Source organism: Arthrobacter sp. TS-15, from assembly GCF_006964045.1.
Lineage (GTDB): Bacteria > Actinomycetota > Actinomycetes > Actinomycetales > Micrococcaceae > Arthrobacter.
Genome location: NZ_SDXQ01000003.1, coordinates 1 through 25,421, shown reverse-complemented (window position 1 = coordinate 25,421; position 25,421 = coordinate 1). Strand labels below are relative to the sequence as shown.

Sequence of the window (25,421 nt, the reverse complement as noted above, 5' to 3'; positions counted from 1 at the left end):
GACGTGGACGGAAAAATTTTGATCGCGGTTGTCACCAGCGGGGTTTACTGGATTCTTGGCTTGGTGGCACTTGCCCTGGAACTGTGGGCGTTCGCGGACTGCCTGCGCCATAAGCCGACGCTCTTCGTGGCGGCTTCAAAGCGCACCAAGATGTTCTGGTTGGCGCTCACAGGCGTTGCGCTTGCGATCGGCGCCCTGACCGTATTGACGGGCGGCAGCAGCCTTGGACTGTTCGGCATCGCCGCCGTCACCGCAGCGTGCGTGTATCTTGCCGATGTCCGTCCCGCCCTGCGCGAGGCCGGCAGCGGCGGCAACCGGAACGTCGGCCCGTACGGTCCCTGGTAAACAGCCTTACTGAGGCGCCACCGCGTCCCACGCCACCGTCACTTCACCCAACCGCCACCTCGCCGGACCATCCTGAAGCGGCCACCCGGCGTCGCGCAGTGAACTACACATGCCCGTCCAGCGTTGCCGGTTCCCGAACGATGCCAACGGCGCAGCTTCCAACCAGGCTTTGTCCATGGCCTGCAGGAAGGCATGAATCGGCTCGCCCGGGATGTTCCGGTGAATCAGGGCCTTGGGTAGCCGCTCGGCCACCTCGGACGGCAACTCGAAACTGCCGAACCGCACCGAGAAGCTCAAACTCAACGGGCGCTCCTGGTCCAGTGCCACCCAGGTGACGCGGCGGCCGATTTCGTCGCACGTGCCATCGATGAAGAGTCCGCCCGGGGCGAGACGCGACTGCACCAGCCGCCAGATCCCCGCGACGTCCGCTTCCTCGTACTGCCGTAGCACGTTGAAGGCCCGGACCAGTACGGGGTTACCTGGCACAGGAACTTCGAACCCGCCCACGTGGAAGCTGAGGCCCGGCCGCTCCAACGCCTTGGCGGTCCGCACCCGCTCCGGCTCGATTTCGATTCCACAGACCCGCACGTCAGGCCGTACGGCCTGCAGCCGCTCGAAAAGTTCGACGGCGGTGGTCGGCGAGGCGCCATAGCCCAGGTCCACCACAAGGGGGTCGACGGCGGCGCGCAGCCGCCACGCCTGCGGTCCGGCAAGCCACCGGTCCAGGCGTCGCATGCGGTTGGGGTTGGTGGTGCCGCGGGTGATGTTGCCAACCGGCTTCCCGCCCCGACTGCGGGGAGAGCCCACCCGTTCCGCTTTTTGCACCACGGCCCCCACTTTATCGCTGCGCGCATCAGACCGGGGAGTCCGTTGCCGGACGTAACGCCGGGCAGGGCACGGAGCTGCTCGGCTAGGATGAAAACCATGACTTACAAGCTGATTCTGCTGCGCCATGGCCACAGCGAATGGAACGCCAAGAACCTGTTCACCGGTTGGGTGGACGTTGACCTGAACGATCAAGGCCGCCAAGAAGCAGTGCGCGGTGGAGAGCTCCTGGTTGAGAATGACATCCTCCCGGACGTCCTCTACACCTCGCTGCTGAAGCGTGCCATCAACACCGCCAACATGGCCCTGGACAAGGCCGACCGCGGCTGGATTCCGGTTAAGCGCGATTGGCGCCTCAACGAACGCCACTACGGCGCGTTGCAGGGCAAGGACAAGGCCCAGACCCTGGCCGAGTTCGGCGAAGAGCAGTTCATGGAATGGCGCCGCAGCTACGACACCCCGCCGCCGCCCCTGTCTGACGACAGCGAATTCTCCCAGGCCCACGACGTCCGCTACAAGGATCTTGGTGACGCCCTCCCGCGCACCGAGTGCCTCAAGGACGTCCTTGTGCGCCTGCTCCCTTACTGGGAATCGGACATCAAGGAAGACCTCAAGGCCGGCAAGACCGTGCTGGTCACAGCCCACGGCAACTCACTGCGCGCCCTCGTGAAGCACCTGGACGGCATCAGCGACGACGCCATTGCCGGCCTCAACATCCCCACGGGCATCCCGCTGGTGTACGAACTGGATGAGGACTTCCAACCCATCAACCCGGGCGGAACCTACCTGGATCCCGACGCAGCAGCCCAGGCCATCCTCGCGGTGGCCAACCAGGGCAAAAAATGACGTTGTAGCTAACGACGACGACGGCCGGTCACCTGAGGTGACCGGCCGTCGTCGTTAATGCTGTTGTGGCTAGAAGCCTTCAGGCTGCCATTCACCGGTCACCAAGTAGGTGACCTTGCGAGCGACCGAAACGCCGTGATCGGCGAAGCGCTCGAAGTAGCGGCTCGCCAGGGCGACGTCCACGGTGGTAGACGGGCTCTCGGTCCACTCGGGGGAAGCAATCGCCTTGAAGACGCTGAGGTGGAGGTCGTCCACGGCGATGTTGATCTTGAGGATGTCGCGGGCAACCTCAAGGTCGCGCGTTTCCAGCAGTTCAATGACCTTGGCGGTGATCTCGATGTCGTGCTGGGCCATGGCCTTGAAGGTCTGGGTCAGCGAAGCGGGGATCACGGTAGCCGGGTAGCGGAGGCGTGCCAGCTGGGCCACGTGGCGGGCCAGGTCACCCATGCGTTCCAGCGACGCGCTCATGCGCAGCGAACCTACGATCATGCGGAGGTCGCTGGCCACCGGGCCCTGCAAGGCAAGGATGTCGATGGCACGCTCGTCGAGGCTGTTCTGCAGGAAGTCGATCCGCGCATCTGCCGCGATGACGTCCTGGGCAAGATCCACGTCCGCGCCTTCGAAGGAGGTAGTCGCCTTCGTGATTGCTTCGTGAACCAGCTTGGAGATCTCGATGAGGTCGTCACCTACCTGGGTGAGCTCCTCCTGAAAAACCTTGCGCACTAAGGCGTCCTTTCCTTGGAAATCCGGCTCCCATGGGGCGGGGCGGATCTCAAAACCATTGGCAGTCCAACCAGTAACTGTGTCAGGGGCCAGTGAACGGTTCGGCACCTTTAGATGAACGTTAGTTGAACCGTCCGCGTTTGGGGCCCGATCACTGCTTGGCCGTGTTTCCACAGCATAAGCTGGACACGTGGATCCATTGCTCATAGGTGTCGTCGCTGGCCTTGTAGGCCTGTCGTTGGGCGTCTTTGGCATGCTCGCTTTCAGGATCAGCGAACGTCAGCGGAGCATCGTGGACCTGGACGTCAGTGAACCCCTGCTTCCTGAGGGTGCCGCGGAGGTGCTGTCCGTCGTCGGGCGTGCCTTTGTTGTGGTGGACGCGATCGACGGCGTGGTCCGCGCCAGTCCTGCAGCCTACGCGTACGGCTTGGTACGCGGGCACACCGTGGTCCACAAACAACTCCTGGACATGACCGCCAAGGTCCGCCGCGACGGCGTGATCCTCGAAGAGCAGTACGAACTCCCGCGCGGCCCGCTGGGCAAAGGGACCATTGTGGTTCAGGTACGCGCAGCCATGCTCGGGTGGGAATACATCGTGCTCCTGGCCGACGACCGTACCGAGATCACCCGCACCGAGGAAATCCGGAACGACTTCGTAGCCAACGTCTCCCACGAGCTCAAGACCCCGGTGGGTGCCATCTCCCTGCTTGCGGAAGCCCTCGAAGCCTCGCCCGATGACGAAGAAGCAGTCCGCCGCTTTGCCAAGCGCATGCACAAGGAATCCGGGCGATTGGCAGCCCTGGTCCAGGACATCATTGAACTTTCCCGCCTGCAGGGAGCCAACGTCGCCCAGCGGGGTCTCCCGGTGGACATCAATACCGTCATCACAGAAGCGGTTGATCGTTCCCAACTGCCGGCCGAGAGCAAGAACATCCAGATCGTGGTGGGCGGTCACTCTGAGGCACTGGTGTTTGGAGACCACGACCTCCTGGTCACCGCACTGCGGAACCTGATCGACAACGCCATCCGCTACTCGCCGGAGAATACGCGAGTGGGTGTGGGCGTGCGGACGCGGGAGGGCGTCGTGGCCATCTCCGTCACAGACCAAGGCGAAGGCCTCACGCCGGAGGACCAGGAGAGGGTATTCGAACGCTTCTACCGCGTGGACGCGGCACGATCCCGCCACACGGGCGGCACTGGCCTTGGCCTCAGCATCGTCAAGCACGTGGTCTCCAACCACGGCGGTGAGGTGACTGTGTGGTCGCAGCCCGGCCAAGGGTCCACGTTCACTGTCCGCCTGCCGGAGATGGAAGGCCAGGGCGACGACGCCGGCCTGCCGCCTTCCGCTGCAGCTGCGCCCACCGAGCAACAGGGGACTGCCGTCGTCGAGCCTCGTCCCTTGAGTCAACAACCCCAACGCGTGAATCATCAAAGGGGCGCCAACGGCGCCCAAGAGCAAGGAGCCAGCGCTTGAGCCGGATTTTGATAGTGGAGGACGAAGAGTCCTTCAGCGACCCCCTGTCTTATCTCCTGGGCAAGGAAGGGTTTGACGTCGAGGTAGTGGACAACGGCAGCGATGCTTTGGTGGAGTTTGACCGGAACGGTGCCGACCTCGTCCTCCTGGACCTGCAGTTGCCTGGGACGCCGGGGACGGAAGTGTGCCGCCAGCTTCGCCAGCGCTCCAGCGTGCCCGTCATCATGTTGACGGCCAAAGACTCCGAAATCGACAAAGTTGTTGGGCTGGAGCTCGGTGCAGACGACTACGTCACCAAGCCGTATTCCTCCCGCGAGCTCGTGGCCCGTGTCCGTGCGGTGCTGCGTCGGCAAGGTGAGCCGGAGGAACTGATCACCTCCACAGTGCAGGCCGGTCCTGTCCGCATGGACATCGAACGCCACGTGGTGAGTGTCAACGGCGAGCAGGTTTCACTGCCGCTTAAGGAGTTCGAGCTGCTGGAGATGCTGCTGCGGAACTCAGGCCGGGTTTTGACTCGCGGCCAGTTGATCGACCGCGTCTGGGGTTCGGACTACGTGGGGGATACCAAAACCCTCGATGTCCACGTCAAGCGGCTTCGGAGCAAGATCGAACCTGACCCCTCCGCACCTCGCTACCTGGTGACGGTCCGCGGCCTGGGCTACAAGTTCGAGCCGTAAGAACCCCTGCACACAACAAAGACTCTGCATACGACGAAGGAAGGGCCCCGCCGAGGCGGGACCCTTCCTTAGTTGTATCGCTTGTGGCGCGGGCCTAGTGACCGGCTCCCGGAGCCTCCGAGGTCGTCGCAGTGGACGTCGGCGTTGCCGTGGGGCTCGGCGTGGTGGGCAGGTACTTGGCGTACTCGGGGAGGGTACCGTCAAGCACCGGGACGTTGATGGTGGCGGAGTCGGAGCCGCTACGGATGGTGACCGGAACCAGGCCGCCGGGAATGACACCCGCGGTGCTGAGGATCGCTGCATCCGCGGTGTCATTCAGGAAGGTCTCGCCGTTGGCCTTGACCGGGATCTCGGTCTGGGCTCCGTTGGCACCACTCATGGTGAGGGTGGCGTCGGTGCTGGAGGAGTTGAACACAGCGCCGATCACGCGGCCGGGCTCTTTCTCGCCCGAAGCAACAATCAGGATGTTGCGCAACTGCAACGAGCCGAGATCTGCTTTGATCCCGTCCGATGCCGAGTACTGGTGGGTGGTCTGCTGGGCGTTGACGAATCCACAGCCGGTGACGGACAGAAGACCGACGCCGATCGCAGCCGCCGCAATTGCCAGCTTGCCGCGCTGGACAGGGTTCATCGCAGTATTGCGCACGACACCTACTCCTCAAGAGTCATTGGAACACTTTTCAGCCATAGCCTATCGGCAAACCCCCGGAAATATGGATTCGGGAAGGCTATGTGGCGCCATTACGAGAAGAGATCTTGCTCGCACGTTGCCTCCTCCATGCATCTTTCGCCTAATACGTCAAGACCTTGGAGGAAGTCGTTTGAGGGCTCATTCCCTTTATTGGCGCGGCAGGAGGGCCCTTCCGGTGCCAGTCGTATGCCTTAATCGTGATAGACTAATCTGCGGGAAAGGGGAAAGTCCACATGGTTTTTGAGGTCGGCGAGACAGTAGTTTACCCTCACCACGGTGCAGCAAAAATTGAGGAAATCAAGATGCGCACCATCAAGGGCGAAGAGAAGATGTATCTCAAGCTCAAGGTGGCTCAGGGTGATCTGACCATTGAAGTTCCAGCAGAGAATGTTGACCTTGTTGGGGTCCGGGACGTAGTGGGCAAAGAAGGCTTGGAGCACGTATTTGACGTTCTCCGCGCCGAGTTCACTGAAGAGCCTACCAACTGGTCACGTCGTTACAAGGCGAACCTGGAGAAACTTGCTTCAGGCGATGTCATCAAGGTGGCAGAGGTCGTTCGCGATCTTTGGCGTCGTGATCACGATCGCGGCCTTTCCGCAGGTGAGAAGCGGATGCTGGCCAAGGCGCGGCAGATTCTGATTTCAGAACTGGCCCTGGCTGAGAAGACAGATGAAGAGAAGGCTGCAAGCGTTCTTGACGAGGTCTTGGCTTCCTAAGAATTGAGCCCGGTGGTGCGAAAGCGCCGCCGGGTTTCTTTTTGCCACACTCCGGGTTTCATTTCCCACAAGTACTCTGGTGAGCATGAGTATTCCTACCAAGCGCGCCGTCACGGCCGTGATCGTGGTTGCTGCCGGCTCCGGTGAACGCCTCGGCTACGGCATGCCCAAAGCCCAGGTTCCGCTGGGCGGCGAGACCATCCTGATGCATGCACTCCGTGGTGTTGTTGCTTCCGATGTCGCGCGCCAGATCTGCGTCGCCGTGCCCAGAGGGGACACGGCCCTGCGTGAGTCAATTGCCGAGTTCACCATTGACCTGGTGGACGGCGGCCCTGAAATCTCGGTGGTCGACGGCGGTTCATCCCGCGCGGATTCGGTCCGCGCCGCCATGGCTGCTTTAGAGGACGGGACAGAACTTGTCCTGGTCCACGACGCCGCACGTGCCTTGACCCCCGAGCGGGTCTTCCAACGCGTATCTGCAGCCTTGGCTTCCGGAGCGAAGGCCGTCATTCCCACCATGCCGGTAGTGGATACCATCAAGACCGTTGCCGAAACCAGCGGCTCAGACGCATCCATCGCCCCGGAAGTCGTCACAGGCACAGCTCCCCGCGAGCATCTCCGTGCCGTGCAGACCCCGCAGGGTTTCGAACTGGCCGTCCTGCGCAGGGCCCACGAAGCCGCCGGGCTCTTCGATGACAAACAATCAGCAGCTGTCACTGACGACGCCATGCTGGTGGAGCTCCTGGGTGTTCCGGTGCACGCTGTACGCGGCGCAAGCCAGTCGCTGAAGATCACCACACCTTTGGACCTCATCATTGCCGAGGGTCTACTCGAGGGGCCGCTGGGAATGCGATGGGTGGAAGGCTGATGACACTGAATATGGTCCTTCCCCGAACAGGGGTCGGGATAGATGTCCACGCATTCGCCCCCGAAGACGACCCGCAGCCGCTCTGGTTGGGCGGGCTTTTCTGGGAAGGCGAGCAAGGGCTCTCAGGGCATTCCGACGGCGATTGCGTGGCCCACGCCGCTGCTGACGCACTCTTCTCCGCCTGTGGCATCGGTGACCTGGGCACCCACTTCGGCACGGACCGCCCCGAGTTTGCCGGCGCCTCCGGGGTCAAGCTGCTCGGTGAAGCCGCACGCATTGTGCGTGCGGCAGGATTCGAGATCGGCAACGTGGCCGTGCAGTTCGTTGCTAACCGTCCCAAGTTCGGGCCACGCCGGGAAGAATCCCAGCGTGTCTTGAGCGAAGCAGCAGGTGCGCCGGTCAGTGTCACGGCAACCACCAGCGACGGACTCGGCTTCACGGGACGCGGCGAAGGGATTTCCGCGGTTGCCACGGCCCTCGTGTACCCGGTCTCCGGACACGGGTTGGCGGCATCCGAGCCGGGTCCCGCGAAAGGTGCCCCGCATGCTTAAGTCACGTGCCGGCGTCGTGCGTTCCGCTGTGGTGACTGCAGGCTTGGCCGCCTCGCTCCTGCTGAGCGGGTGTGGAGGGGCGCAAACCATGGACGTGGCGGCCAGCTGCGCTTTCCTGAACGACGACACCTTCAAGCCTGACGGCAATCAGCAGCAGCAGTCCAAACAGATCGCCGAGCACTATCACCAGATCGCTGGGAAACTGGCGCCGGAGATCGGGAACCCCATCAAGGAGATGGCCGCGATCATGGACGAAGCAGCGGGATCGTCCCTCGGGGCAGCCACCCAGGACCAGCAGGAGAAGCTCAAAGTCCAGTTCAACAAGATCGGCGAATACTGCAAGTAGGCAGGTCACGCCGCGTCATCGGCTAATCTGGAGCGGTGACCCTGCGCTTCTATGACACCGCCTCCGCCGAAGTCCGCGACTTCGTTCCCCTCGAAGACGGCAAGGCCAGCGTGTACTACTGCGGGGCCACCGTCCAAGGAATGCCGCATGTGGGCCACGTCAGGTCGGCCATCGCCTTTGACCAGCTGACGCGCTGGCTCGAGTTCCGGGGCCTCCGGGTCACGGTGGTACGCAACGTCACGGACATCGACGACAAGATCCTGGCCAAGTCCGCGCAGTCGTTCGGGCCGGACTGGGACGCCGAGCCATCCGCGCGCCAAGCCGAAGAATGGTGGGCACTGGCATACCGCTACGAGCAGGAATTCGAGAATGCGTACGAATCCCTCGGCGTGCAGCGGCCCACGTACGAGCCCCGCGCAACCGGCCACATCCCTGAGATGCACGCACTGATCCAGCGCCTCATTGACCGCGGCCACGCCTACCCTGCCCTGGACGATTCCGGCGACGTGTACTTCGACGTCCGCTCCTGGAGCAAATACGGTTCGCTGACCCGCCAGAATATTGACGACATGCAGGGAGCAACCGACGTCGAGGCTCAATTCATCAGCAGGAAGCGCGATCCGCGCGACTTCGCGCTGTGGAAGGGTTTCAAAGACGGTGAGCCCGTCACCGCCAAGTGGGAGTCCCCTTGGGGCGCCGGTCGTCCCGGATGGCACCTCGAGTGCTCAGCCATGGTCACCAAATACTTGGGCCCCCGGTTTGATATCCACGGTGGCGGACTGGACCTTCGCTTCCCGCACCACGAGAACGAGATGGCCCAATCCCAGGCCGCCGGCGACGATTTCGCCAACTTCTGGATGCACAACGGCATGGTCACCTATGAAGGTGAAAAGATGTCCAAATCCATCGGCAACACGGTGAGCCCGGCCGAGATGCTCCAGCTCGCCTCACCCCGCGTGGTGCGCTACTACCTCGGCCAGGCACATTACCGTTCCATCCTGGACTACCGGCCCACCTCGCTGCAGGAGGCCGCCGCCGCCGTCGAGCGGATTGACGGCTTCATCCACAAGGCATCTTCCAAAGTGGGCACGGGCGCCTCGGACGTGTCCCCGCAGGCGAATATGCCCGCGGCTTTCATCGCAGCCATGGACGACGACCTCAACGTCCCCCAGGCCCTGGGCGTCCTGCACGAAACCGTGCGGGCAGGCAACACCGCCCTGGCTGCCGGTGACCTTGAAGGCGCGAAATCGGCCCTCTACAGTGTGCTGTCCATGACCGAAGTGCTTGGCCTGGATTCGGTCAAACGTCCCGAAGCCGTCCAAGGGCGCGAGCACGCGGCCTTGGAAGTGCTGATCGAAGCTCAACTCGAAGCCCGTGCCGCCGCCAGAGCCAGCAAGGACTGGGCCGCGTCCGATGCGATCCGGGACACGCTCGCCGCCGCCGGCGTCGTCGTCGAAGATGGTGCGGACGGCGCCACCTGGAGCCTGAAACGCGACTGACAAACCGGCGCGACAGCCGAATTGCATCGGGTCAGTAGACTTGATTCCAGACTTACTCACAAAATCAAGGATGGAATCTCATGGCCAATAATGGTCGCCGGTCGGTCAAACAGAAGAAGGGCCCCACCACCGGAACCGGTGGCCACGGCCGCAAGGCCCTGGAAGGCAAGGGTCCTACGCCCAAAGCGGAGGAACGCACCTACCACAAGGCATACAAGAACAAGCAGCTGGCTGAGCGCTCGGCTGCCAAGCGCGGTTCGGGCACCCGTCCCGGCGGTGCAGGCGCCCGCTCCGGCCCCAAGGGCCGTGCCACGGAAGAGCTGGTGACGGGCCGTAACTCGGTGGTCGAGGCTCTCCGCGCCGGCATCCCGGCCAAGGCTTTGCACGTCGCCATCCGCATTGAGATGGACGACCGCGTCAAGGAATCCCTCAAACTCGCTGCCGAACGCGGCATTCCGCTGCTCGAAACCGGCAAGGTTGAGCTGGACCGCATGACCGAAGACGCCGTCCACCAAGGCCTCGTACTGCAGATCCCGCCGTACGAATACGAGGACGCATACGACCTCGCCGAGACGACCCTTGCCAAGTGGAAGAAGGGGCACATTTCCAACGCCCCCATCTTCGTTGCACTGGACGGCATCACCGACCCCCGCAACCTTGGCGCGATCATCCGCTCCGTCTCCGCATTCAGCGGCCACGGCGTGATCGTGCCGGAGCGTCGCTCCGTCGGCGTCACCGCATCCGCCTGGAAGACCAGCGCCGGTGCCGCTGTCCGCGTCCCGGTTGCCCGCGCGTCGAACCTGAACAACGCGCTCAAGCAATTCAAGAACATGGGCATCTATGTCCTTGGCCTGGACGGAGACGGCGACGTCTCGCTGCCCGACCTCACCGTGGCAACCGAGCCCGTGTGCATCGTAGTGGGCTCCGAAGGCAAGGGCCTCAGCAGGCTCGTGCGCGAAAACTGCGACCAAATCGTCTCGATCCCGATCGACTCCGCCATGGAATCGCTCAACGCATCCATGGCCGTCGGTATCTCCTTGTACGAAGTGTCGAGGCAGCGCGCCGCTAAGTAATCCTCGCTCGGCGCCGCAAGCGCCATCCTCCGCGTGCTCGCTCGTTCCTCGCTTAGACGCACGCTACCGGATGGCCCTTGCGGCGCCTTTCGTGTGCCCGGAGTTCAACGCTCTATCACATCCGTCGGGTTTGGGCCGGACGCTCTCTCACATCCCTCGGGTTTGGGCCGGACGCTCTATCCATCCGTCGGGTTTGGGCCGCCGAGCAAAATGGGGAATCCACCGGGACGGGTTAGAAGTCGCGGCGGTTGGCCAGCACGGGAAGTTTTTGGCGGGCGTCTTCCACAGTGGCGGGGTCGAGGTCGTAGAAAATAAGGCCCGGCTCGCCTTCGAGGGCTTCCAGTACCTGTCCGAATGGGGATACGACGGCGGAGTACCCCACTCCCGTGGGCGCGGAACCTTTAACCTCGATGCCTTGGCTTGCCGGATCGCCTTGGCCGCAGGCGAGGACGATCGTGGTGGTGTCCACGGCACGGGCACGGGCCAGGAGTTGCCACTGCTCGGCCTTGCCGGGCCCGGAACCCCAGGACGCGGAAACGATGTTGACCACAGCGCCGCGCTGGGCATTGGCCGTGAACAGGGCAGGGAAGCGGATGTCGTAGCAGGTAGCCAAACCAAAGGTGAGGCCACCGGCGTCGAACGTTACCGGATCGGTGCCAGCCTCAACGGTGTCCGATTCCGCAAAACCGAACGCGTCAAAGAGGTGGATTTTGTCGTAGCTCGCTTCCACGCCCGGTCCCGTGGCCAGAAGCGTGTTCCGCACCCGCGGTGAACCGGAATCGGAGGGGCTGCCCGGGGTGAACATGCCCGCCACGATCACCAGCTGAAGTTCCTCGGCGAGGGCTCTCACCCGGCTGGCCCACGGCCCGTCCAACGGCTCGGCGATGTCCAGCAGCGAGTTTCCGAACGCGCGCATCATCGCCTCGGGGAACACCACCAACTCGGCGCCGCCGTCCTTGGCCCGGCGGGCGTTGTCCTCAAGGAGCCGCAGGTTGCCGGCCAGATCCCGGCCGGTGATGACTTGGGCAAGTGCCACTCGCACGATGTAACCTCCAGTTGTCTTGGTCCCAGTATGCCAATCCGACTGGCAAGGAGGCAGAGCAAGGCGACACAATTGCTTCCCTCCATCCCCACCCGGCCGGACTCACATGCGGCGTTTCAGCACGTGAGTGGCTGATCAAATCCCGCCATATTGGGGCAAGTAATGAAATCGAGACGCTGAACGTCGTCACATGGCGGGCCCGCGCGGTACATACTTTGCGTGGAACTAAACTTGCAAGCAATGGTTATGCCTATTTTTGACACAGCAACTGCCCTGGACGCATCGCAACCCAGGCCCCTCGGACTGAGCACGCCCCAGTCCGCAGTTCCCGACGCCCAGACCACCCCGGAAAATTTGGTGAACGTGGCCGTGTTCGCCCCGGATCTGGACCGGGTGGAGGTGGTGTTCCAAGCACCTGGGGAAGCTTGGCAGTCCCACATCCTGTCCAACACCGAGGACGGCGTGCACTTCAGCCTTGTCAACGGCATGCCGCCAGGCACCCGCTACGGCTTCCGGGCCGCCCCGAGCGAGGGCGGGCTTCCTCTGTCCATGCCGGCTTTGGACCTGGATAACGACGGCGGCCAGCCGCTGCTGCTCGATCCTTATGGCCGCGCCGTGGACCAGCGGGGCGAGTTCCTCACCAGTGTCCACGTGGAGACAGGCTTTGATTGGGGCGACGATCAACCGCCGCGGACGCCCATGCGTACCTCGGTGATCTATGAGGCACACGTCCGCGGCCAGACCATGCTCCACCCGGACATCCCGGAGCACCTCCGCGGGACGTATGCTGGCATGGCGCATCCTGTGATGATCCAGCACCTCACCGAACTAGGCATCACCGCTGTCCAGCTCCTGCCCATTCATTTCCACCTGGATGAGTCCCATCTTCAGGACCTGGGAATGACCAATTATTGGGGCTACAACACGGCCGCTTTTTTCGCTCCCCACGCTGACTACGCCACGGAGGCGGCTCGCAACGCTGGTCCCCATGCGGTGCAGGATGAGCTCAAGGGCATGATCAAGCTGCTCCATGCGGCGGGGATCGAAGTCATCCTTGACGTCGTGTACAACCACACCGCCGAGGCGGGGCCGGACGGACCGCCACTGAGCTTCCGTGGATTGGCTGAGAAACGCTATTACCGGCACGATGCCCACGGCCGTTACTTGGATACCACCGGGTGCGGCAACACGTTGGATTTCAGTGATCCAGTAGTGGTTGACCTGGCATTGGATTCCTTGCGTTACTGGGTGAACGACTTCCATGTGGACGGGTTCCGCTTCGACCTCGCCGTGACACTGTGCCGCGATGCCAGCAACACCTTTGATCCGCAGCACCCATTCCTGCAGGCGATTGCCGAGGACCCCGTACTTTCAGGGGTCAAACTGATCGCCGAACCTTGGGACGTGGGCTACGGTGGCTGGCAGACCGGCCGTTTCCCGCAGGGCTGGTCGGACTGGAATGACCATTTCCGCGACGGCGTCCGGAGCTTCTGGCTCTCCGACCGGGCTGCCATGGAATCCGGTGGCCATGGCGGCTCCATTGCGTCACTGGCTGAGCTGATGGCGGGCTCCGCCAATCTCTTCGCGTCATCGGGACGCACACGGCTGGCCAGCGTCAACTTCATCACTGCTCATGACGGCTTTACCCTCAAAGACCTGGTGAGCTACGACCGTAAGCACAATGAGGCTAACGGCGAGCAGAACCGGGACGGCCACGGAGACAACCGCAGCTACAACCACGGCGTGGAGGGGCGGAGCGAAAACGAGGCAATCGTGGCCGCCCGCGCACTGTCGGTCCGCAATCTGATGGCCACTTTGCTCCTGTCTTTCGGTGTTCCCCTGATCACTGCCGGTGACGAGATCGGGCGCACCCAACAGGGCAACAACAATGCCTACTGCCAGGACAACCCCACGGCTTGGCTCGATTGGAGCCGGACCCAGGAAGCCAATGCCATGTTCAGGACCACGCGCGAACTGGTCAGGTTGCGCCGGTGGTTCCTTCGGCATCAGCCCGAGAGTTTCCCCGGCAACGCCAACGACTCCAGCTTGCAATGGTTTGATGACAAGGGAAAGCGTATGACTCCGGCGCGCTGGAACGAGCCCAACCTCCGTTCCGTCCAGCTCCTGATGGGTCACGAGGACAGTGAGATCCGCGGCTTGATCTCGGTGAACGGCAGCAACCAGGACGTGAAAATGGTCCTGCCTGAGATTTTGAGCGAGTCAGGCATCGGTAAGCGCATGTTCGAACTTCGCTTCACCACCTCGGTGCTGCATGAGCGCAGGAAGGGAGCGTTGGTGGCTTCCGGCGAGCGGGATATCCTGCAAGCCAACACCATTAACGTCTACCGCACCTAGGCACTAACCACGCAGGGAGTTCACCGCATGAGCAGCCGAAACAAACTGGTGGCCTTCGCGGGACTGGTGATCGCCGTCGTCGTGCTGGTGGTTGCCATGGTGGGCGGAGGCTCACTGACCGCGCAAACCACGACGCCGGAACCTGGCTCTCCGTCGACGTCACCCCAGGTAGTCAGCACGTCGGCGCCCGGCCGGGCTGTCGCCAACCCTTCTGCGCTGCCCTCCATCAATGCCTCGCAGCTACCCAGGGAAGCCCGCCAAACCCTTGCCCTGATTGCTAAGGGCGGCCCGTACCCTTACGACCGTGACGGCGTGAATTTCGGCAACTTCGAGGGTTTGCTGCCCAAGAAGTCCGGTGGTTTCTACAAGGAGTACACGGTACGTACGCCGGGGGAGTCGGACCGCGGTGCGCGAAGAATCATTGTGGGTAAAGACTCAGCCAAGTACTACACACCGGACCATTACGAGTCCTTCAAATTCATTGTCGAAGACAAGTAGGAGCCCATGAAAATCTATTCGGCGGACACCTGGACCCTCGAGGAACTGCAGGAGCAGGTCTCCGATGCGGGTCGCAGGACCCTACTGGTCCCACCCGCAAGCACCAAGCAGGCGGTTCTTGAGGTCTTCGGCCAGGTGCTCGATTTCCCCGAGTATTACGGGGTGAACCTCGACGCCCTCAACGACTCCTTGCACGATTACGCCGATGCCCTCTCTGAGGATGACGGCAGCCCAGTCACCATGATCTGGCAAGTCCCCGCGGCCTACCGCACGGACCGCTCCTTCGGAGTAGTCTGCGAAATCCTCCAAGACGCCGAAAAGTACGCCGGACGGGACCTCACGGTCATCGCGGTCTTCGAAAACTAGTCGCGCCAACGGGCCCTATGGATCCCAACCGTAGCGGGCCTTGAGACGCAATTGGCGACCGTGACCCGGCAGCGTGCGTCAAAGCGACGAAGGAGCAGCACGCAGAGGGTTACGGTCGCCAATTGGGCTACGGCGGACTAGGCGTTCGCGATCAATCCCAGCTCAGCTTTGGATGCCAACGCTGAGTGCTTCGGGAACACCCGGACGGTATAGCCGAAGGAGCCGGACCTGTTGATCACCAAGGACCCGCTGAACAGGTGGCGTCCGCCGCCGAGGTCTTCCACCGAGTCCAGTTCGGCAACCACAATGTCTTCGAGCTCGTCGGATTCCTCGGCTCGTCCGAAGGCTACTTCCACGGAGACGTCGTCGGGTGTCAGGTTGTTGAGAGCCACGTAGGCGTTGACTTGGAGCGCGTCGCCTACCTGGGGTTCTTCGGAGACGCCCACGGAGTCAACGTGTTCCACCACAACCTCGGGCCACGCGTTCCTTACCTTGGTGGTCCAGGATGCGAGCTCCTTGGCTTCCTTGAACGCTTCGGCAACTGCCCTGCGCCCGGATACAGCGGCCGGGCAGTAGAGGTTGTTGACGTAGTCGTGGAGCATGCGTTCTGCCGAGACTGCCGGGCCCAGGTTGGCCAGCGTGTGCTTGATCATTGACACCCAGTGGGTGGGCACGGTCTCAACGCTGGATTCCGAGGGTCCGGCCGCGCCGGCGGCTTGTGCCACCGTTGTGCCGTAGAACCTTGGCGCCACCTGGGTTTCCAGGAGTTCGTAGAGTGCCGACGCCTCAATGTCATCGCGTTCCTCGGAGGAGGCGTTGTTGTTGGCTGTGGGGATTGCCCAGCCGTTTTCGCCGTCGTACATTTCGTCCCACCAGCCGTCCAGGACGGAGAGGTTGAGCGAGCCGTTGATGGCTGCTTTCATGCCGGAGGTGCCGCACGCTTCGAGCGGGCGGAGCGGGTTGTTGAGCCAGACGTCGCAGCCGGGGAACAGGGTCCTTGCCATGGCGATGTCATAGTTGGGCAGGAACACGATCCTGTGCCGCACCTGGGGGTCGTCGGTGAACTTGACCAGGTCCTGGATCATTTTCTTGCCGGCGTCGTCTGCGGGGTGGGACTTGCCTGCAATGACCAGCTGGATGGGGTGCTTGGGGTCCAGCAGGAGGGCTTTCAACCGTGCAGGATCGCGCAGCATGAGGGTGAGCCGTTTGTAGGTGGGCACACGGCGTGCGAATCCGATGGTCAGGACGTCGGGGTCCAGCACGGAGTCGGTCCAACCGAGTTCGGCATCGGCCGCGCCGCGCTTCTTCCAGGAGGCGCGGAGCCGGCGTCGGACGTCGTCGATGAGCTGGGCGCGGAGCTCCCGGCGGAGGGCCCAGACGTCTTCGTCGCTGACGTTGTAGGCCAGGTCCCAGCGTCCCATGGCTTCGGCTTCGGCCCCGAATTGGGTCCGTGCAAGGGCGGAGATGCGGGGATCCACCCACGTGGGCACGTGGACGCCGTTGGTGACGGAGGTGATGGGGATTTCGGAGTGGTCGAATCCCGGCCAGAGTCCGGCGAACATTTCGCGGGACACCACGCCGTGCAGCTTGGCCACACCGTTTGCTCGTTGCGCCAGGCGCAGGCCCATTACGGCCATGTTGAACACCGAGGGGTTGCCGCCGTCGTAGTTTTCGCGTCCGAGTTCCAGGATGCGTTCGGTGGGCACGGCGGGTGCCAGCCCGGCTTCGAAGAAGTGCTTGATTTGCACGGTTTCGAAGCGGTCGATTCCGGCGGGTACGGGTGTGTGCGTGGTGAAGACGGTGGATGCCCGGCCGGCGGCGAGGGCTTCGTCCCAGCTGAGGGGGTGGTCGGTGTTGGACATGGCTTCCTGGATGCGTTCAATTCCCAGGAAGCCGGCGTGACCTTCGTTGGTGTGGAAGACCTCGGGCGCGGGTGTGCCGGTGATCTCCTGATAGACGCGCAGGGCTTTGACGCCGCCCATGCCCAGGAGAAGTTCCTGCTGGAGCCGGTGGTCGCCGCCGCCGCCGTACAGGCGGTCGGTGATGCCGCGCGCGGCTTCGTCGTTGGAGGGGACGTTGGAGTCCAGGAGCAGCAGAGGAACACGTCCGACGTCGGCACGCCAGACATGCGCGTGGAGTTCGCGTCCGTTGGGCAGCGGCAGGGAGATGTGGACTGGCTTTCCGGGGGCGCCGTCCTTGGCAGGGTGGCGAAGCAGCGTCAGGGGGAGTCCGTCGGGGTCCAGGACGGGGTAGGTTTCCTGCTGCCAGGCGTCCCGGGAGAGCGACTGCTTGAAGTAGCCGGCCTGATACAGAAGGCCTACGCCGATCAGCGGCACGCCGAGGTCCGAAGCAGCCTTGAGGTGGTCGCCGGCGAGGATTCCGAGACCTCCGGAGTACTGCGGAAGCACTTCGGTGATGCCGAACTCGGGGGAGAAGTACGCGATGCACGCCGGAGCGTCCTCGTTGAGGCCCTGGTACCAGCGGGGTTCGCTGAGGTAGCGGTCCAGATCGGCTGCGGCGTGCTGAACGCGTTCCACAACCTCTCCGTCGTTTGCCAGGTCCTGCAGTTGCTCGCGGCTGATGGACCCCAACAAGGCGATGGGGTCGTGCTGCGAGGCCTCCCAGAGAGCCGGGTTAAGGCTCGCGAAAAGTTCCCGAGTGGGCCGGTGCCAGGACCAGCGCAAATTGGTCGCCAGACGGGCCAAGGGCCTGATGGGCTCGGGGAGGACGGTACGGACTGTAAACCTTCGAATAGCCTTCACGAGCGCCACACTAACGGACTCGCATGGAAGCCGGAACTGCATTGGGTTTCTTTTAGGTAAAAGTCATCTTGCGTCGAGGAGAAAGGTCGTGTGCTTAGCATTCTGTGATTTTTCTCGCTAACGTCGTGGTTGTGACGAAAACCGCGCGAACCATCACCGCTCTGAAATCCAAGACGACTACGGACATCACCGAGGGACTTCGCTTCGGCCGGTTCCCCATCACGGCCGTGCAGCCGGTGGTTGAGGGTGGCCGTTTCCCGGCGAAGGCCTTGCCGGGCGAGGACCTCGTGGTTGGCGCCACGGTCTTCCGTGAAGGCCATGACCAGCTGGGCGTATCCGCTGTGCTGCTCGATCCCAAGGGCAAGGAGCGTCAGCGCGTCCGCCTGACCCCGGCCGAGGGCGAGCAATGGAAGGGCCTGGACCGCTGGGAGGGCTTGATCACGCCCGCCGGCACCGGCGCCTGGTCCTTCGTCATTGAGGCCTGGCATGACCGCTACGGCACCTGGCACCACAACGCTGAGGTCAAAGTGGGGGCCGGCATTGACGTTGAGTTGATGCTTGCCGAGGGCGCTGCCCTCCTCGCCGAAGCAGTGGACGACGCCGGACGCAGCGCTGCGGAGAAGCGCACCTTGCGTGCCGCTTCCGTTGTGCTCTCCGACACCACCAAGACTGCCGAGGAGCGCCTTGGCGCCGGCTTCAGCCCGGAGGTGCTGGCCGCCGTCGGACGCGTTCCGATCCGCGAACTGGTGACTGTTTCCGAGCGTTTCCCGCTGCAGGTGGAGCGCGACCTCGCGGGCCGCGGTTCCTGGTACGAGTTCTTCCCCCGCTCAGAGGGCGCTGTGCTGGATCACTCCACCGGTGTGTGGACCTCCGGCAACTTCCGGACGGCAGCCAGAAGGCTCGACGCCGTGGCGGAGATGGGCTTCGACATCATCTACCTGCCACCTATCCACCCGATCGGTTTTCAACACCGCAAGGGCCGCAACAACACGTTGACTCCGGGCCCGCAGGATCCCGGTTCGCCGTGGGCCATTGGTTCCCGGGACGGTGGCCATGACGCCATCCACCCGGAACTGGGTACGTTTGAGGACTTTGACGCGTTCGTAGCGCGAGCCAACGAGCTCGGACTTGAGGTTGCGTTGGACCTCGCCCTGCAGGCAGCTCCGGACCACCCTTGGGTAGCGTCCAACCCGGAGTGGTTCACCACCCGAGTGGACGGTTCCATCGCTTATGCAGAGAACCCGCCGAAAAAGTACCAGGACATTTATCCCCTGAACTTTGACAACGACCCGGCCGGCCTTTCCAAGGAGATCCTGCGGATTGTCCAGCTGTGGATCAGCCACGGCGTCAAGGTTTTCCGTGTGGACAATCCCCACACCAAGCCCGTCTGGTTCTGGGAATGGCTGATCGGCAAGATCAACAAGAAGAACCCCGAGGTTGTTTTCCTGGCCGAAGCCTTCACACGCCCGCCCATGATGCACGCTTTGGGCCGCGCGGGATTCCAGCAGTCCTACTCCTACTTCACGTGGCGGAACACCAAGACCGAGCTGGAGCAGTATTTCCACGAGGTCAGCCACGAGACCGCTGCCTTCTTCCGTCCCAACTTCTTTGTGAACACCCCGGACATTCTCACCGAGTACCTGCAGTACGGTGGCCCGGCCGCGTTCCGCATCCGGGCGGTCTTGGCCGCTACGGCCAGCCCGCTGTGGGGCGTCTATGCGGGCTATGAGTTGTACGAGCACGTGGCCCGTCCGGGCGCGGAGGAGTACATCGATAACGAAAAGTACGAGTACAAGGCGCGGGATTGGGAAGGCGCTGCCGAGTCAGGGCGGACCTTGGCGCCGTACATCACCAGGCTCAACACCATCCGCAAGGACCACGTGGCCTTGGGCGATCTGCAGAACCTGACACTTCACAGCAGCACCGACGACGCCACGATTGTCTACTCCAAGCACAAGACGCTGCCGGACGGCACCAAGGACACCTTGATCATTGTGGTCAACGTGGATCCTCACAGCACCCGCGAAAGCACGGTGTCCTTGGACCTGGGGGCCCTGCAGTTGGATCCTTCGGACTTCAACGAGGACGGCCGGTTCCGGGTGGACGACTTGATCAGCGGTGAGAGCTGGGAGTGGGGCGAGCACAACTACGTCCGCCTGGATGCCCACGTTGAGCCGGCGCACATACTGAGCATCCGGAGGCAGCCTTAGTGAGTTTTTCTCCGCAGAACCCCAGCCAGTACTTCACGCCGAAGAACACCTTCGAGTTGAACGCCCCAGGTCTCCAGCACGATCCGCACTGGTACCGCAAGGCAGTCTTCTATGAGGTACTGGTGCGGGCTTTTGCGGACGCCAACGGGGATGGGTCCGGCGACTTCCACGGCCTGATCGAGAAACTGGATTACCTCCAGTGGCTGGGTGTTGACTGCCTGTGGTTGCCGCCGTTCTTCCATTCCCCGTTGCGCGATGGCGGTTATGACATTGCGGACTACACGTCCGTGCTGGACGAGTTCGGTACCATCAGCGACTTCAAGAGGTTGGTTGCCGAGGCCCACGCCCGTGGGGTCCGTGTGATCATCGACCTCCCGTTGAACCACACCTCGGACCAGCATCCCTGGTTCCAGGAATCGCGTAAGGACCCAACGGGTCCCTACGGCGATTTCTACGTGTGGAGCGATACTGACGAGAAGTACCAGGACGCGCGCATCATCTTCGTTGACACAGAAGAGTCCAACTGGACGTTCGATCCCATCCGCCGGCAGTTCTTCTGGCACCGCTTCTTCAGCCACCAGCCGGACCTGAACTTCGAGAACCCCAAGGTGATTGAGGCGCTCTATGACGTAGTCCGCTTCTGGCTGGACCAGGGCATCGATGGCTTCCGTGCTGACGCCATCCCTTATCTGTTCGAAGAAGACGGAACCAACTGCGAGAACCTGCCTGCCACGCACACCTTCCTGCAGGACCTCCGCCGGATGGTGGACTCGAACTACCCCGGCCGGGTCATCATTGCCGAGGCGAACCAGCCCCCGCATGAGGTGGTGGAGTACTTTGGCACGGAGGAAGCCCCCGAATGCCACATGGCCTTCCACTTCCCCATCATGCCCAGGCTCTACTACGCCTTGCGGGACCAGAAGGCCGCTCCCATCATTGAGACACTGCGGAACACCCCGGAGATACCCAAGGGCGCGCAGTGGGGGACTTTCCTGAGGAACCACGACGAACTGACGTTGGAGATGGTGCCAGCAGAAGAGCGCGCCGCCATGCTCGGATGGTACGCCCCGGATCCGCGGATGCGGGCCAACATTGGTATTCGACGACGCTTGGCGCCGTTGCTGGACAACTCCCGTTCCGAGATTGAGCTGATCAACGCGCTGCTGCTGTCCTTGCCGGGCAGTCCTTTCCTCTATTACGGGGATGAGATCGGCATGGGGGACAACATTTGGCTCGATGACCGTGATGCCGTCCGAACTCCGATGCAGTGGAACCCTGATCGGAACGCAGGTTTTTCCGGTGCTGATCCAGGCCAGCTGTACCTGCCGGTCATCCAATCGCTGGTGTACAACTACAGCATGGCCAACGTTGAGGCCGAGGCCGCGCACTCAGGTTCGCTGCTGCGCTGGACCCGCCAGATCCTGAGCGTCCGGAAGAACCATCCGGTGTTTGGTCTGGGCGGTTTCCGGCATATCGAGGCGGATCATGAAGTGGTGCTCGCCTATGTTCGCGAGTTGCCGGCGGGTAACCCCGAGGGGGAGGACGCCGAAACCATATTGTGCGTCTTCAACCTCTCCCAGCACCCTGTAGCGGCAACGCTGGACATTCCCGAGTTCGCGGGCAGGGGCCTGCGCGACATTTTCGGCGGCCAGCCCTTCCCGGCGGTCGGAGACAACGGTCATCTGACCGTGATGTTGGGCAGCCACAGCTTCTATTGGCTGCGGGTTCGCTCGGCATTTTCCAATCCCTCGTCGCCTTTTACCCAGGCGATTCCCGTGGTGACCTCCAAAGGATGAGATGAACGAGGAACACTTGAGCCCCTCCATTGAAGGACTTCTCCGGACCTGGCTGCCAGGCAAGCGCTGGTTCCCGGTCAAGAGCCCCGACTTTGCGCTGGAGCAGGTGGGCGGCTTCAGCCTCCCCCATGCAAGCGGCGACGCACAGCTGGAAGTTGTGCTGTTGGCGGTAACCCACCGAACGGCCGACGGCGGTTCGCGGACTGACGTTGTTCAGGTTCCGTTGAGCTACCGGAGCCAGCCGCTATCCGATGCGCCAACAGCTTTGCTGGGCGAGGTGACGGATCCAGAACTAGGCCTGAGGCTCGTTTACGATGCCGTCTACGATTCCGACTTCGTCACAGCATGGCTGGAACTCATGCGCAGTGAAGGAACAGTGGGCGGTGCCCAAGGACACCTAACCACTGGCCGTGTAGCGCTCCCGAAAGACCCAACGTCAGTGCGTGTCCTCTCGGGTGAGCAATCCAACACGTCAGTCATCATTGACGACGGCGATTCGGCGTCGATCATCAAAATCTTCCGTGTGCTTGCCGACGGCAAGAATCCTGAAGTGGAGCTTGGCGCTGCCCTGACCGCGGCTGGCACCACGGAGGTTCCCGCGACGCTTGGCTGGATTACCGGCTCGTGGAATGGTCCGGCGTCGAACGGTTCAACAGTGGCCACCGGTGAGCTGACCGTTGCCCACGAGTTTCTCCTCGGCGGCCGGGACGCTTGGCGCCTGGCGGTGGAGGCAGCCGCGGCCGGTAAGGATTTCACCGCAGAAGCCCGCGGGCTGGGCGCTGCTACTGCCACGGTTCATGCCAGGCTCGCTGAAACATTCGGAACCCAGGACGGGCAGGAACAGGGCCCGGACATCATCGCCTCAGTAGTCCGGCGCGTCCGCGGCTCGTGGGCGGAAGCCTCGTCCGCCGTCGGTCCCCATGACCAACAACTCGATGAGTTGCTGGCGGCTCTGGATCCCCGCGACGTTGGCCAGTTGCAGCGCGTCCACGGCGACCTCCACCTGGGCCAGATTCTGTTGGTTCCCGGCACTGAGGGGCAGCCAGGGCGGTGGGCCATCCTTGACTTCGAGGGCGAGCCGCTCCGGACCATTGATGAGCGCAATACTCCCGATCTTCCTTTGCGGGATGTCACCGGGATGCTGCGCTCGTTCGACTACGCAGCCGGGGCCGCCACGCTCGAAAACATCGACGTCAGAGTGCCTGAAGCCTGGGTGGATGACTGCGCTGCCGCGTTCCTTGAGGGGTATAGCGAGGTCACCCCGGGAACTATTGACCGCCGGTCGCCGCTCTTTGTGGCATTGTGGCTGGACAAGGCCTTATACGAGGTTGTTTACGAGTTGCGGAACCGGCCCGACTGGTTGTCGATCCCCGTGAATGCATCCCGACGAATCCTCGAAAACACTAGCCGCGGCAAGCATGCGGCAGCTACAGCGGAAGGTAATGACATGACTGGCTCTGCACGCACCGAACGGCCGCGAGTTCCCCTGCACGTGGACTCCGAGACCTTGGAACGCGTGGCGGCCGCCGCCTACCATGCACCCCACTCAGTGCTGGGCGCACACTTGGACGATCACGGCCACGTCACTATCCGCACCGTGAAGCACCTCGCGAAGTCCGTGGTTGTAGTGACCGAAGCCGGCCGCACCGACATGACCCACGAGGCCCACGGCGTCTGGACTGCTGTTCTGGAACCGCTGCAGGCCGGCCACGTGCCTGACTACCGTTTGGAAGTGGTGTACGACGTCGAACCCGTCACCATCGATGACCCGTACCACTACCTGCCTACCGTGGGTGAGGTGGACCTGCACCTGATCGGCGAAGGCCGCCACGAACGCCTTTGGGATGTTCTGGGTGCGCACGTTCAGCATTACCGCTCCGCGCTGGGTGAGGTGGACGGAGTTTCCTTCGCCGTCTGGGCCCCCAACGCCCAGGCCGTACGTGTGAAGGGCGACTTCAACGCGTGGGATGGCCGCTCCCACGGAATGCGTTCACTGGGGTCCTCCGGTGTGTGGGAACTGTTCATCCCGGGTGTTGTAGCAGGGGCGTGCTACAAATACGAGATCCTGACCAAGTCGGGACACTGGATTGAAAAGGCCGATCCGCTGGCTTTCGGCACCGAGGTTCCGCCACTGACGGCCTCACGTGTTGTGGACGCCAGCTACCGGTTCAAGGATGCGGAATGGATGAGCGCGCGTGCTGCGAAAGACCCGCACAACTCGCCCATGAGCGTCTACGAAGTCCACCTGGGATCCTGGCGGCTGGGCCTTGGCTACAAGGAACTCGCCAAGGAACTCGTGGACTACGTGAAGTGGCTCGGCTTCTCCCACGTTGAGTTCATGCCGGTGGCGGAGCACCCCTTCGGTGGTTCGTGGGGCTACCAAGTGACGTCCTACTTCGCTCCCACCTCACGGTTCGGACACCCGGACGAGTTCCGGTTCCTGGTGGATTCGCTTCACCAGGCCGGCATCGGCGTCCTCCTTGACTGGGTACCTGCCCACTTCCCCAAGGACTCCTGGGCGCTGGCACAGTTCGACGGCCAGCCACTGTACGAGCACTCGGACCCCGCCTTGGGCGAACACCCGGACTGGGGAACGCTGATCTTCGACTTTGGGCGCAGCGAGGTCAGGAACTTCCTGGTGTCCAACGCGCTGTACTGGCTGGAAGAATTCCACATTGATGGCCTGCGTGTAGATGCTGTTGCCTCGATGATCTACCTGGACTATTCCCGCGAAGAAGGGCAGTGGAAGCCCAACAAGTTCGGCGGGCGTGAGAACCTCGAAGCCATTTCCTTCATGCAGGAAGTCAACGCCACCGTCTACAAGTCCCACCCGGGCGCCATCATCATTGCCGAGGAATCCACCGCATTCCCCGGTGTTACGGCTCCCACCAACCACGGCGGACTCGGCTTCGGGCTCAAATGGAACATGGGCTGGATGCATGATTCGCTCAAGTACATTTCCGAAGACCCCATCAACCGCAAATGGCACCACGGCACCATCACGTTCTCCTTGGTCTATGCCTTCACTGAGAACTTCCTGCTGCCCATCAGCCACGACGAAGTAGTTCACGGCAAAGGCTCCATGCTGCGGAAGATGCCGGGCGACCGGTGGCAGCAACTGGCAAACCTGCGCGCGTTCTTTGCGTACCAGTGGGCGCATCCGGGCAAGCAGCTCATCTTCATGGGTACGGAGTTCGGCCAGGAAGCAGAATGGTCCGAACAGTACGGACTGGATTGGTTCCTCGCCGACATTCCCGCGCACCGCGGGCTGCAGCTCCTGATCAAGGATCTGAACGAGCTCTATACCGCAACGCCGGCCCTTTACCAGCGGGACAACGAGGCCGGCGGTTTCCAATGGATCAACGGCGGGGATGCTGATCACAACGTCCTCACGTTCATCCGCTGGGACCACGATGGCAAACCGCTGGTGTGCGCAGTGAACTTCTCCGGCGGTCCGCACAAGGATTACATCTTGGGCGTACCGGCAGCAGGGGAGTGGACGGAAGTCCTCAACACGGACGCTGAGACATACGGCGGCTCGGGGGTTGTCAACGCAGGATCGCTGACGGCGTCTACTCCGGGAACTGATGGACAACCTGCGGCGCTGACTGTAACGCTTCCTCCGCTGGGCGCCTCATGGTTCACGCCGGCTGGCTGATCCTCTCTCACATCACCACCCTTTTCCAGCGTCCCTCGCTCACATAACGGCCGCTTTCGAGCAACGCTCTCTCACTCACGTGAACTGCTCCCCTGAAGTT

General features: G+C 62.8%; 21 protein-coding genes. 16 read left to right on the top strand and 5 right to left on the bottom strand.

The window, feature by feature from the left end; genetic code table 11:
- Nucleotides 1-3 precede the first annotated feature (3 nt).
- Nucleotides 4-345 carry a DUF2516 family protein gene (locus EU811_RS00470; protein ID WP_142936571.1) on the top strand — a complete coding sequence of 114 codons (342 nt, stop codon included), beginning with the start codon at nucleotides 4-6 and terminating at the stop codon, nucleotides 343-345.
- Between the two features lie 6 nt (nucleotides 346-351).
- Here EU811_RS00470 and EU811_RS00465 read toward each other — a convergent pair whose 3' ends face one another.
- A complete protein-coding gene (locus EU811_RS00465; protein ID WP_187697049.1) occupies nucleotides 352-1,173 on the bottom strand; it encodes a class I SAM-dependent methyltransferase in 822 nt (273 codons plus the stop codon).
- Nucleotides 1,174-1,269: 96 nt separating this feature from the next.
- On the opposite strand from EU811_RS00465, the gene EU811_RS00460 reads away from it, so the two are divergent.
- Nucleotides 1,270-2,016 carry a phosphoglyceromutase gene (locus tag EU811_RS00460; protein ID WP_142936570.1) on the top strand — a complete coding sequence of 249 codons (747 nt, stop codon included), beginning with the start codon at nucleotides 1,270-1,272 and terminating at the stop codon, nucleotides 2,014-2,016.
- Between the two features lie 69 nt (nucleotides 2,017-2,085).
- Here EU811_RS00460 and phoU read toward each other — a convergent pair whose 3' ends face one another.
- Nucleotides 2,086-2,739, bottom strand: a complete 654-nt coding sequence (phoU, locus tag EU811_RS00455) for a phosphate signaling complex protein PhoU (protein ID WP_142936569.1) — start codon at nucleotides 2,737-2,739, stop codon at nucleotides 2,086-2,088.
- Between the two features lie 199 nt (nucleotides 2,740-2,938).
- Between phoU and EU811_RS00450 the strand changes: the two genes are divergently transcribed.
- Together EU811_RS00450 and EU811_RS00445 are read left to right on the top strand one after the other, a co-directional pair.
- Nucleotides 2,939-4,213: a sensor histidine kinase gene (locus EU811_RS00450; protein WP_187697051.1), complete on the top strand. Its 1,275-nt coding sequence runs from the start codon at nucleotides 2,939-2,941 to the stop codon at nucleotides 4,211-4,213.
- Nucleotides 4,210-4,890: a response regulator transcription factor gene (locus EU811_RS00445; protein ID WP_020608526.1), complete on the top strand. Its 681-nt coding sequence runs from the start codon at nucleotides 4,210-4,212 to the stop codon at nucleotides 4,888-4,890. The genes EU811_RS00450 and EU811_RS00445 overlap by 4 nt, the downstream gene beginning before the upstream one ends.
- A gap of 94 nt (nucleotides 4,891-4,984) precedes the next feature.
- On the opposite strand, the gene EU811_RS00440 is transcribed toward EU811_RS00445, so the two are convergent.
- Nucleotides 4,985-5,521: a hypothetical protein gene (locus tag EU811_RS00440; RefSeq protein WP_142936592.1), complete on the bottom strand. Its 537-nt coding sequence runs from the start codon at nucleotides 5,519-5,521 to the stop codon at nucleotides 4,985-4,987.
- 293 nt (nucleotides 5,522-5,814) lie between these two features.
- Here EU811_RS00440 and EU811_RS00435 point away from each other — a divergent pair, with 293 nt between their 5' ends.
- The 6 genes from EU811_RS00435 to rlmB all read left to right on the top strand — a co-directional run bounded on the left by EU811_RS00435 (nucleotide 5,815) and on the right by rlmB (nucleotide 10,634).
- Entirely contained in the window at nucleotides 5,815-6,297 is a 483-nt protein-coding gene (locus EU811_RS00435; protein WP_011690592.1) for a CarD family transcriptional regulator, read from the top strand.
- A gap of 85 nt (nucleotides 6,298-6,382) precedes the next feature.
- On the top strand, nucleotides 6,383-7,165 hold the full coding sequence (gene ispD, locus EU811_RS00430; protein WP_165450131.1) for a 2-C-methyl-D-erythritol 4-phosphate cytidylyltransferase: 783 nt from the start codon (nucleotides 6,383-6,385) through the stop codon (nucleotides 7,163-7,165).
- The gene (ispF, locus tag EU811_RS00425) at nucleotides 7,165-7,716 is read left to right on the top strand and encodes a 2-C-methyl-D-erythritol 2,4-cyclodiphosphate synthase (protein WP_142936567.1); all 552 of its coding nucleotides are present in this window, start codon (nucleotides 7,165-7,167) and stop codon (nucleotides 7,714-7,716) included. The genes ispD and ispF overlap by 1 nt, the downstream gene beginning before the upstream one ends.
- Nucleotides 7,709-8,062, top strand: a complete 354-nt coding sequence (locus EU811_RS00420) for a hypothetical protein (protein ID WP_142936566.1) — start codon at nucleotides 7,709-7,711, stop codon at nucleotides 8,060-8,062. Before ispF ends, EU811_RS00420 begins: the two co-directional genes overlap by 8 nt.
- Before the next feature lie 35 nt (nucleotides 8,063-8,097).
- The gene (gene cysS, locus EU811_RS00415; protein WP_142936565.1) at nucleotides 8,098-9,561 is read left to right on the top strand and encodes a cysteine--tRNA ligase; all 1,464 of its coding nucleotides are present in this window, start codon (nucleotides 8,098-8,100) and stop codon (nucleotides 9,559-9,561) included.
- An 80-nt stretch (nucleotides 9,562-9,641) separates the two neighbouring features.
- Nucleotides 9,642-10,634: a 23S rRNA (guanosine(2251)-2'-O)-methyltransferase RlmB gene (gene rlmB / locus EU811_RS00410; protein ID WP_142936564.1), complete on the top strand. Its 993-nt coding sequence runs from the start codon at nucleotides 9,642-9,644 to the stop codon at nucleotides 10,632-10,634.
- 232 nt (nucleotides 10,635-10,866) lie between these two features.
- Here rlmB and EU811_RS00405 read toward each other — a convergent pair whose 3' ends face one another.
- A complete protein-coding gene (locus EU811_RS00405; protein WP_142936563.1) occupies nucleotides 10,867-11,676 on the bottom strand; it encodes a carbon-nitrogen hydrolase family protein in 810 nt (269 codons plus the stop codon).
- Nucleotides 11,677-11,916: 240 nt separating this feature from the next.
- On the opposite strand from EU811_RS00405, the gene glgX reads away from it, so the two are divergent.
- Genes glgX through EU811_RS00390 form a run of 3 tightly spaced genes read left to right on the top strand, consistent with a single transcriptional unit; the run spans nucleotide 11,917 to nucleotide 14,895 of the window.
- Complete coding sequence (glgX, locus tag EU811_RS00400) at nucleotides 11,917-14,031, top strand: glycogen debranching protein GlgX (protein ID WP_142936562.1); 2,115 nt, start codon at nucleotides 11,917-11,919, stop codon at nucleotides 14,029-14,031.
- Nucleotides 14,032-14,058: 27 nt separating this feature from the next.
- Nucleotides 14,059-14,529 carry a ribonuclease domain-containing protein gene (locus EU811_RS00395; protein ID WP_142936561.1) on the top strand — a complete coding sequence of 157 codons (471 nt, stop codon included), beginning with the start codon at nucleotides 14,059-14,061 and terminating at the stop codon, nucleotides 14,527-14,529.
- A 6-nt stretch (nucleotides 14,530-14,535) separates the two neighbouring features.
- A complete protein-coding gene (locus EU811_RS00390; RefSeq protein ID WP_142936560.1) occupies nucleotides 14,536-14,895 on the top strand; it encodes a barstar family protein in 360 nt (119 codons plus the stop codon).
- A gap of 137 nt (nucleotides 14,896-15,032) precedes the next feature.
- On the opposite strand, the gene glgP is transcribed toward EU811_RS00390, so the two are convergent.
- Nucleotides 15,033-17,657, bottom strand: coding sequence for an alpha-glucan family phosphorylase (gene glgP / locus EU811_RS00385; RefSeq protein WP_187697048.1), 2,625 nt, complete (start codon nucleotides 17,655-17,657; stop codon nucleotides 15,033-15,035).
- A 125-nt stretch (nucleotides 17,658-17,782) separates the two neighbouring features.
- Between glgP and EU811_RS00380 the strand changes: the two genes are divergently transcribed.
- The 3 genes from EU811_RS00380 to EU811_RS00370 are packed head-to-tail and all read left to right on the top strand — an operon-like array spanning nucleotide 17,783 to nucleotide 25,321.
- A complete protein-coding gene (locus tag EU811_RS00380; RefSeq protein WP_187697050.1) occupies nucleotides 17,783-19,867 on the top strand; it encodes an alpha-1,4-glucan--maltose-1-phosphate maltosyltransferase in 2,085 nt (694 codons plus the stop codon).
- The gene (gene treS / locus EU811_RS00375; RefSeq protein WP_142936557.1) at nucleotides 19,867-21,663 is read left to right on the top strand and encodes a maltose alpha-D-glucosyltransferase; all 1,797 of its coding nucleotides are present in this window, start codon (nucleotides 19,867-19,869) and stop codon (nucleotides 21,661-21,663) included. The genes EU811_RS00380 and treS overlap by 1 nt, the downstream gene beginning before the upstream one ends.
- 1 nt (nucleotide 21,664) lies before the next feature.
- The gene (locus EU811_RS00370) at nucleotides 21,665-25,321 is read left to right on the top strand and encodes a 1,4-alpha-glucan branching enzyme (RefSeq protein ID WP_142936556.1); all 3,657 of its coding nucleotides are present in this window, start codon (nucleotides 21,665-21,667) and stop codon (nucleotides 25,319-25,321) included.
- Nucleotides 25,322-25,421: the final 100 nt, after the last annotated feature.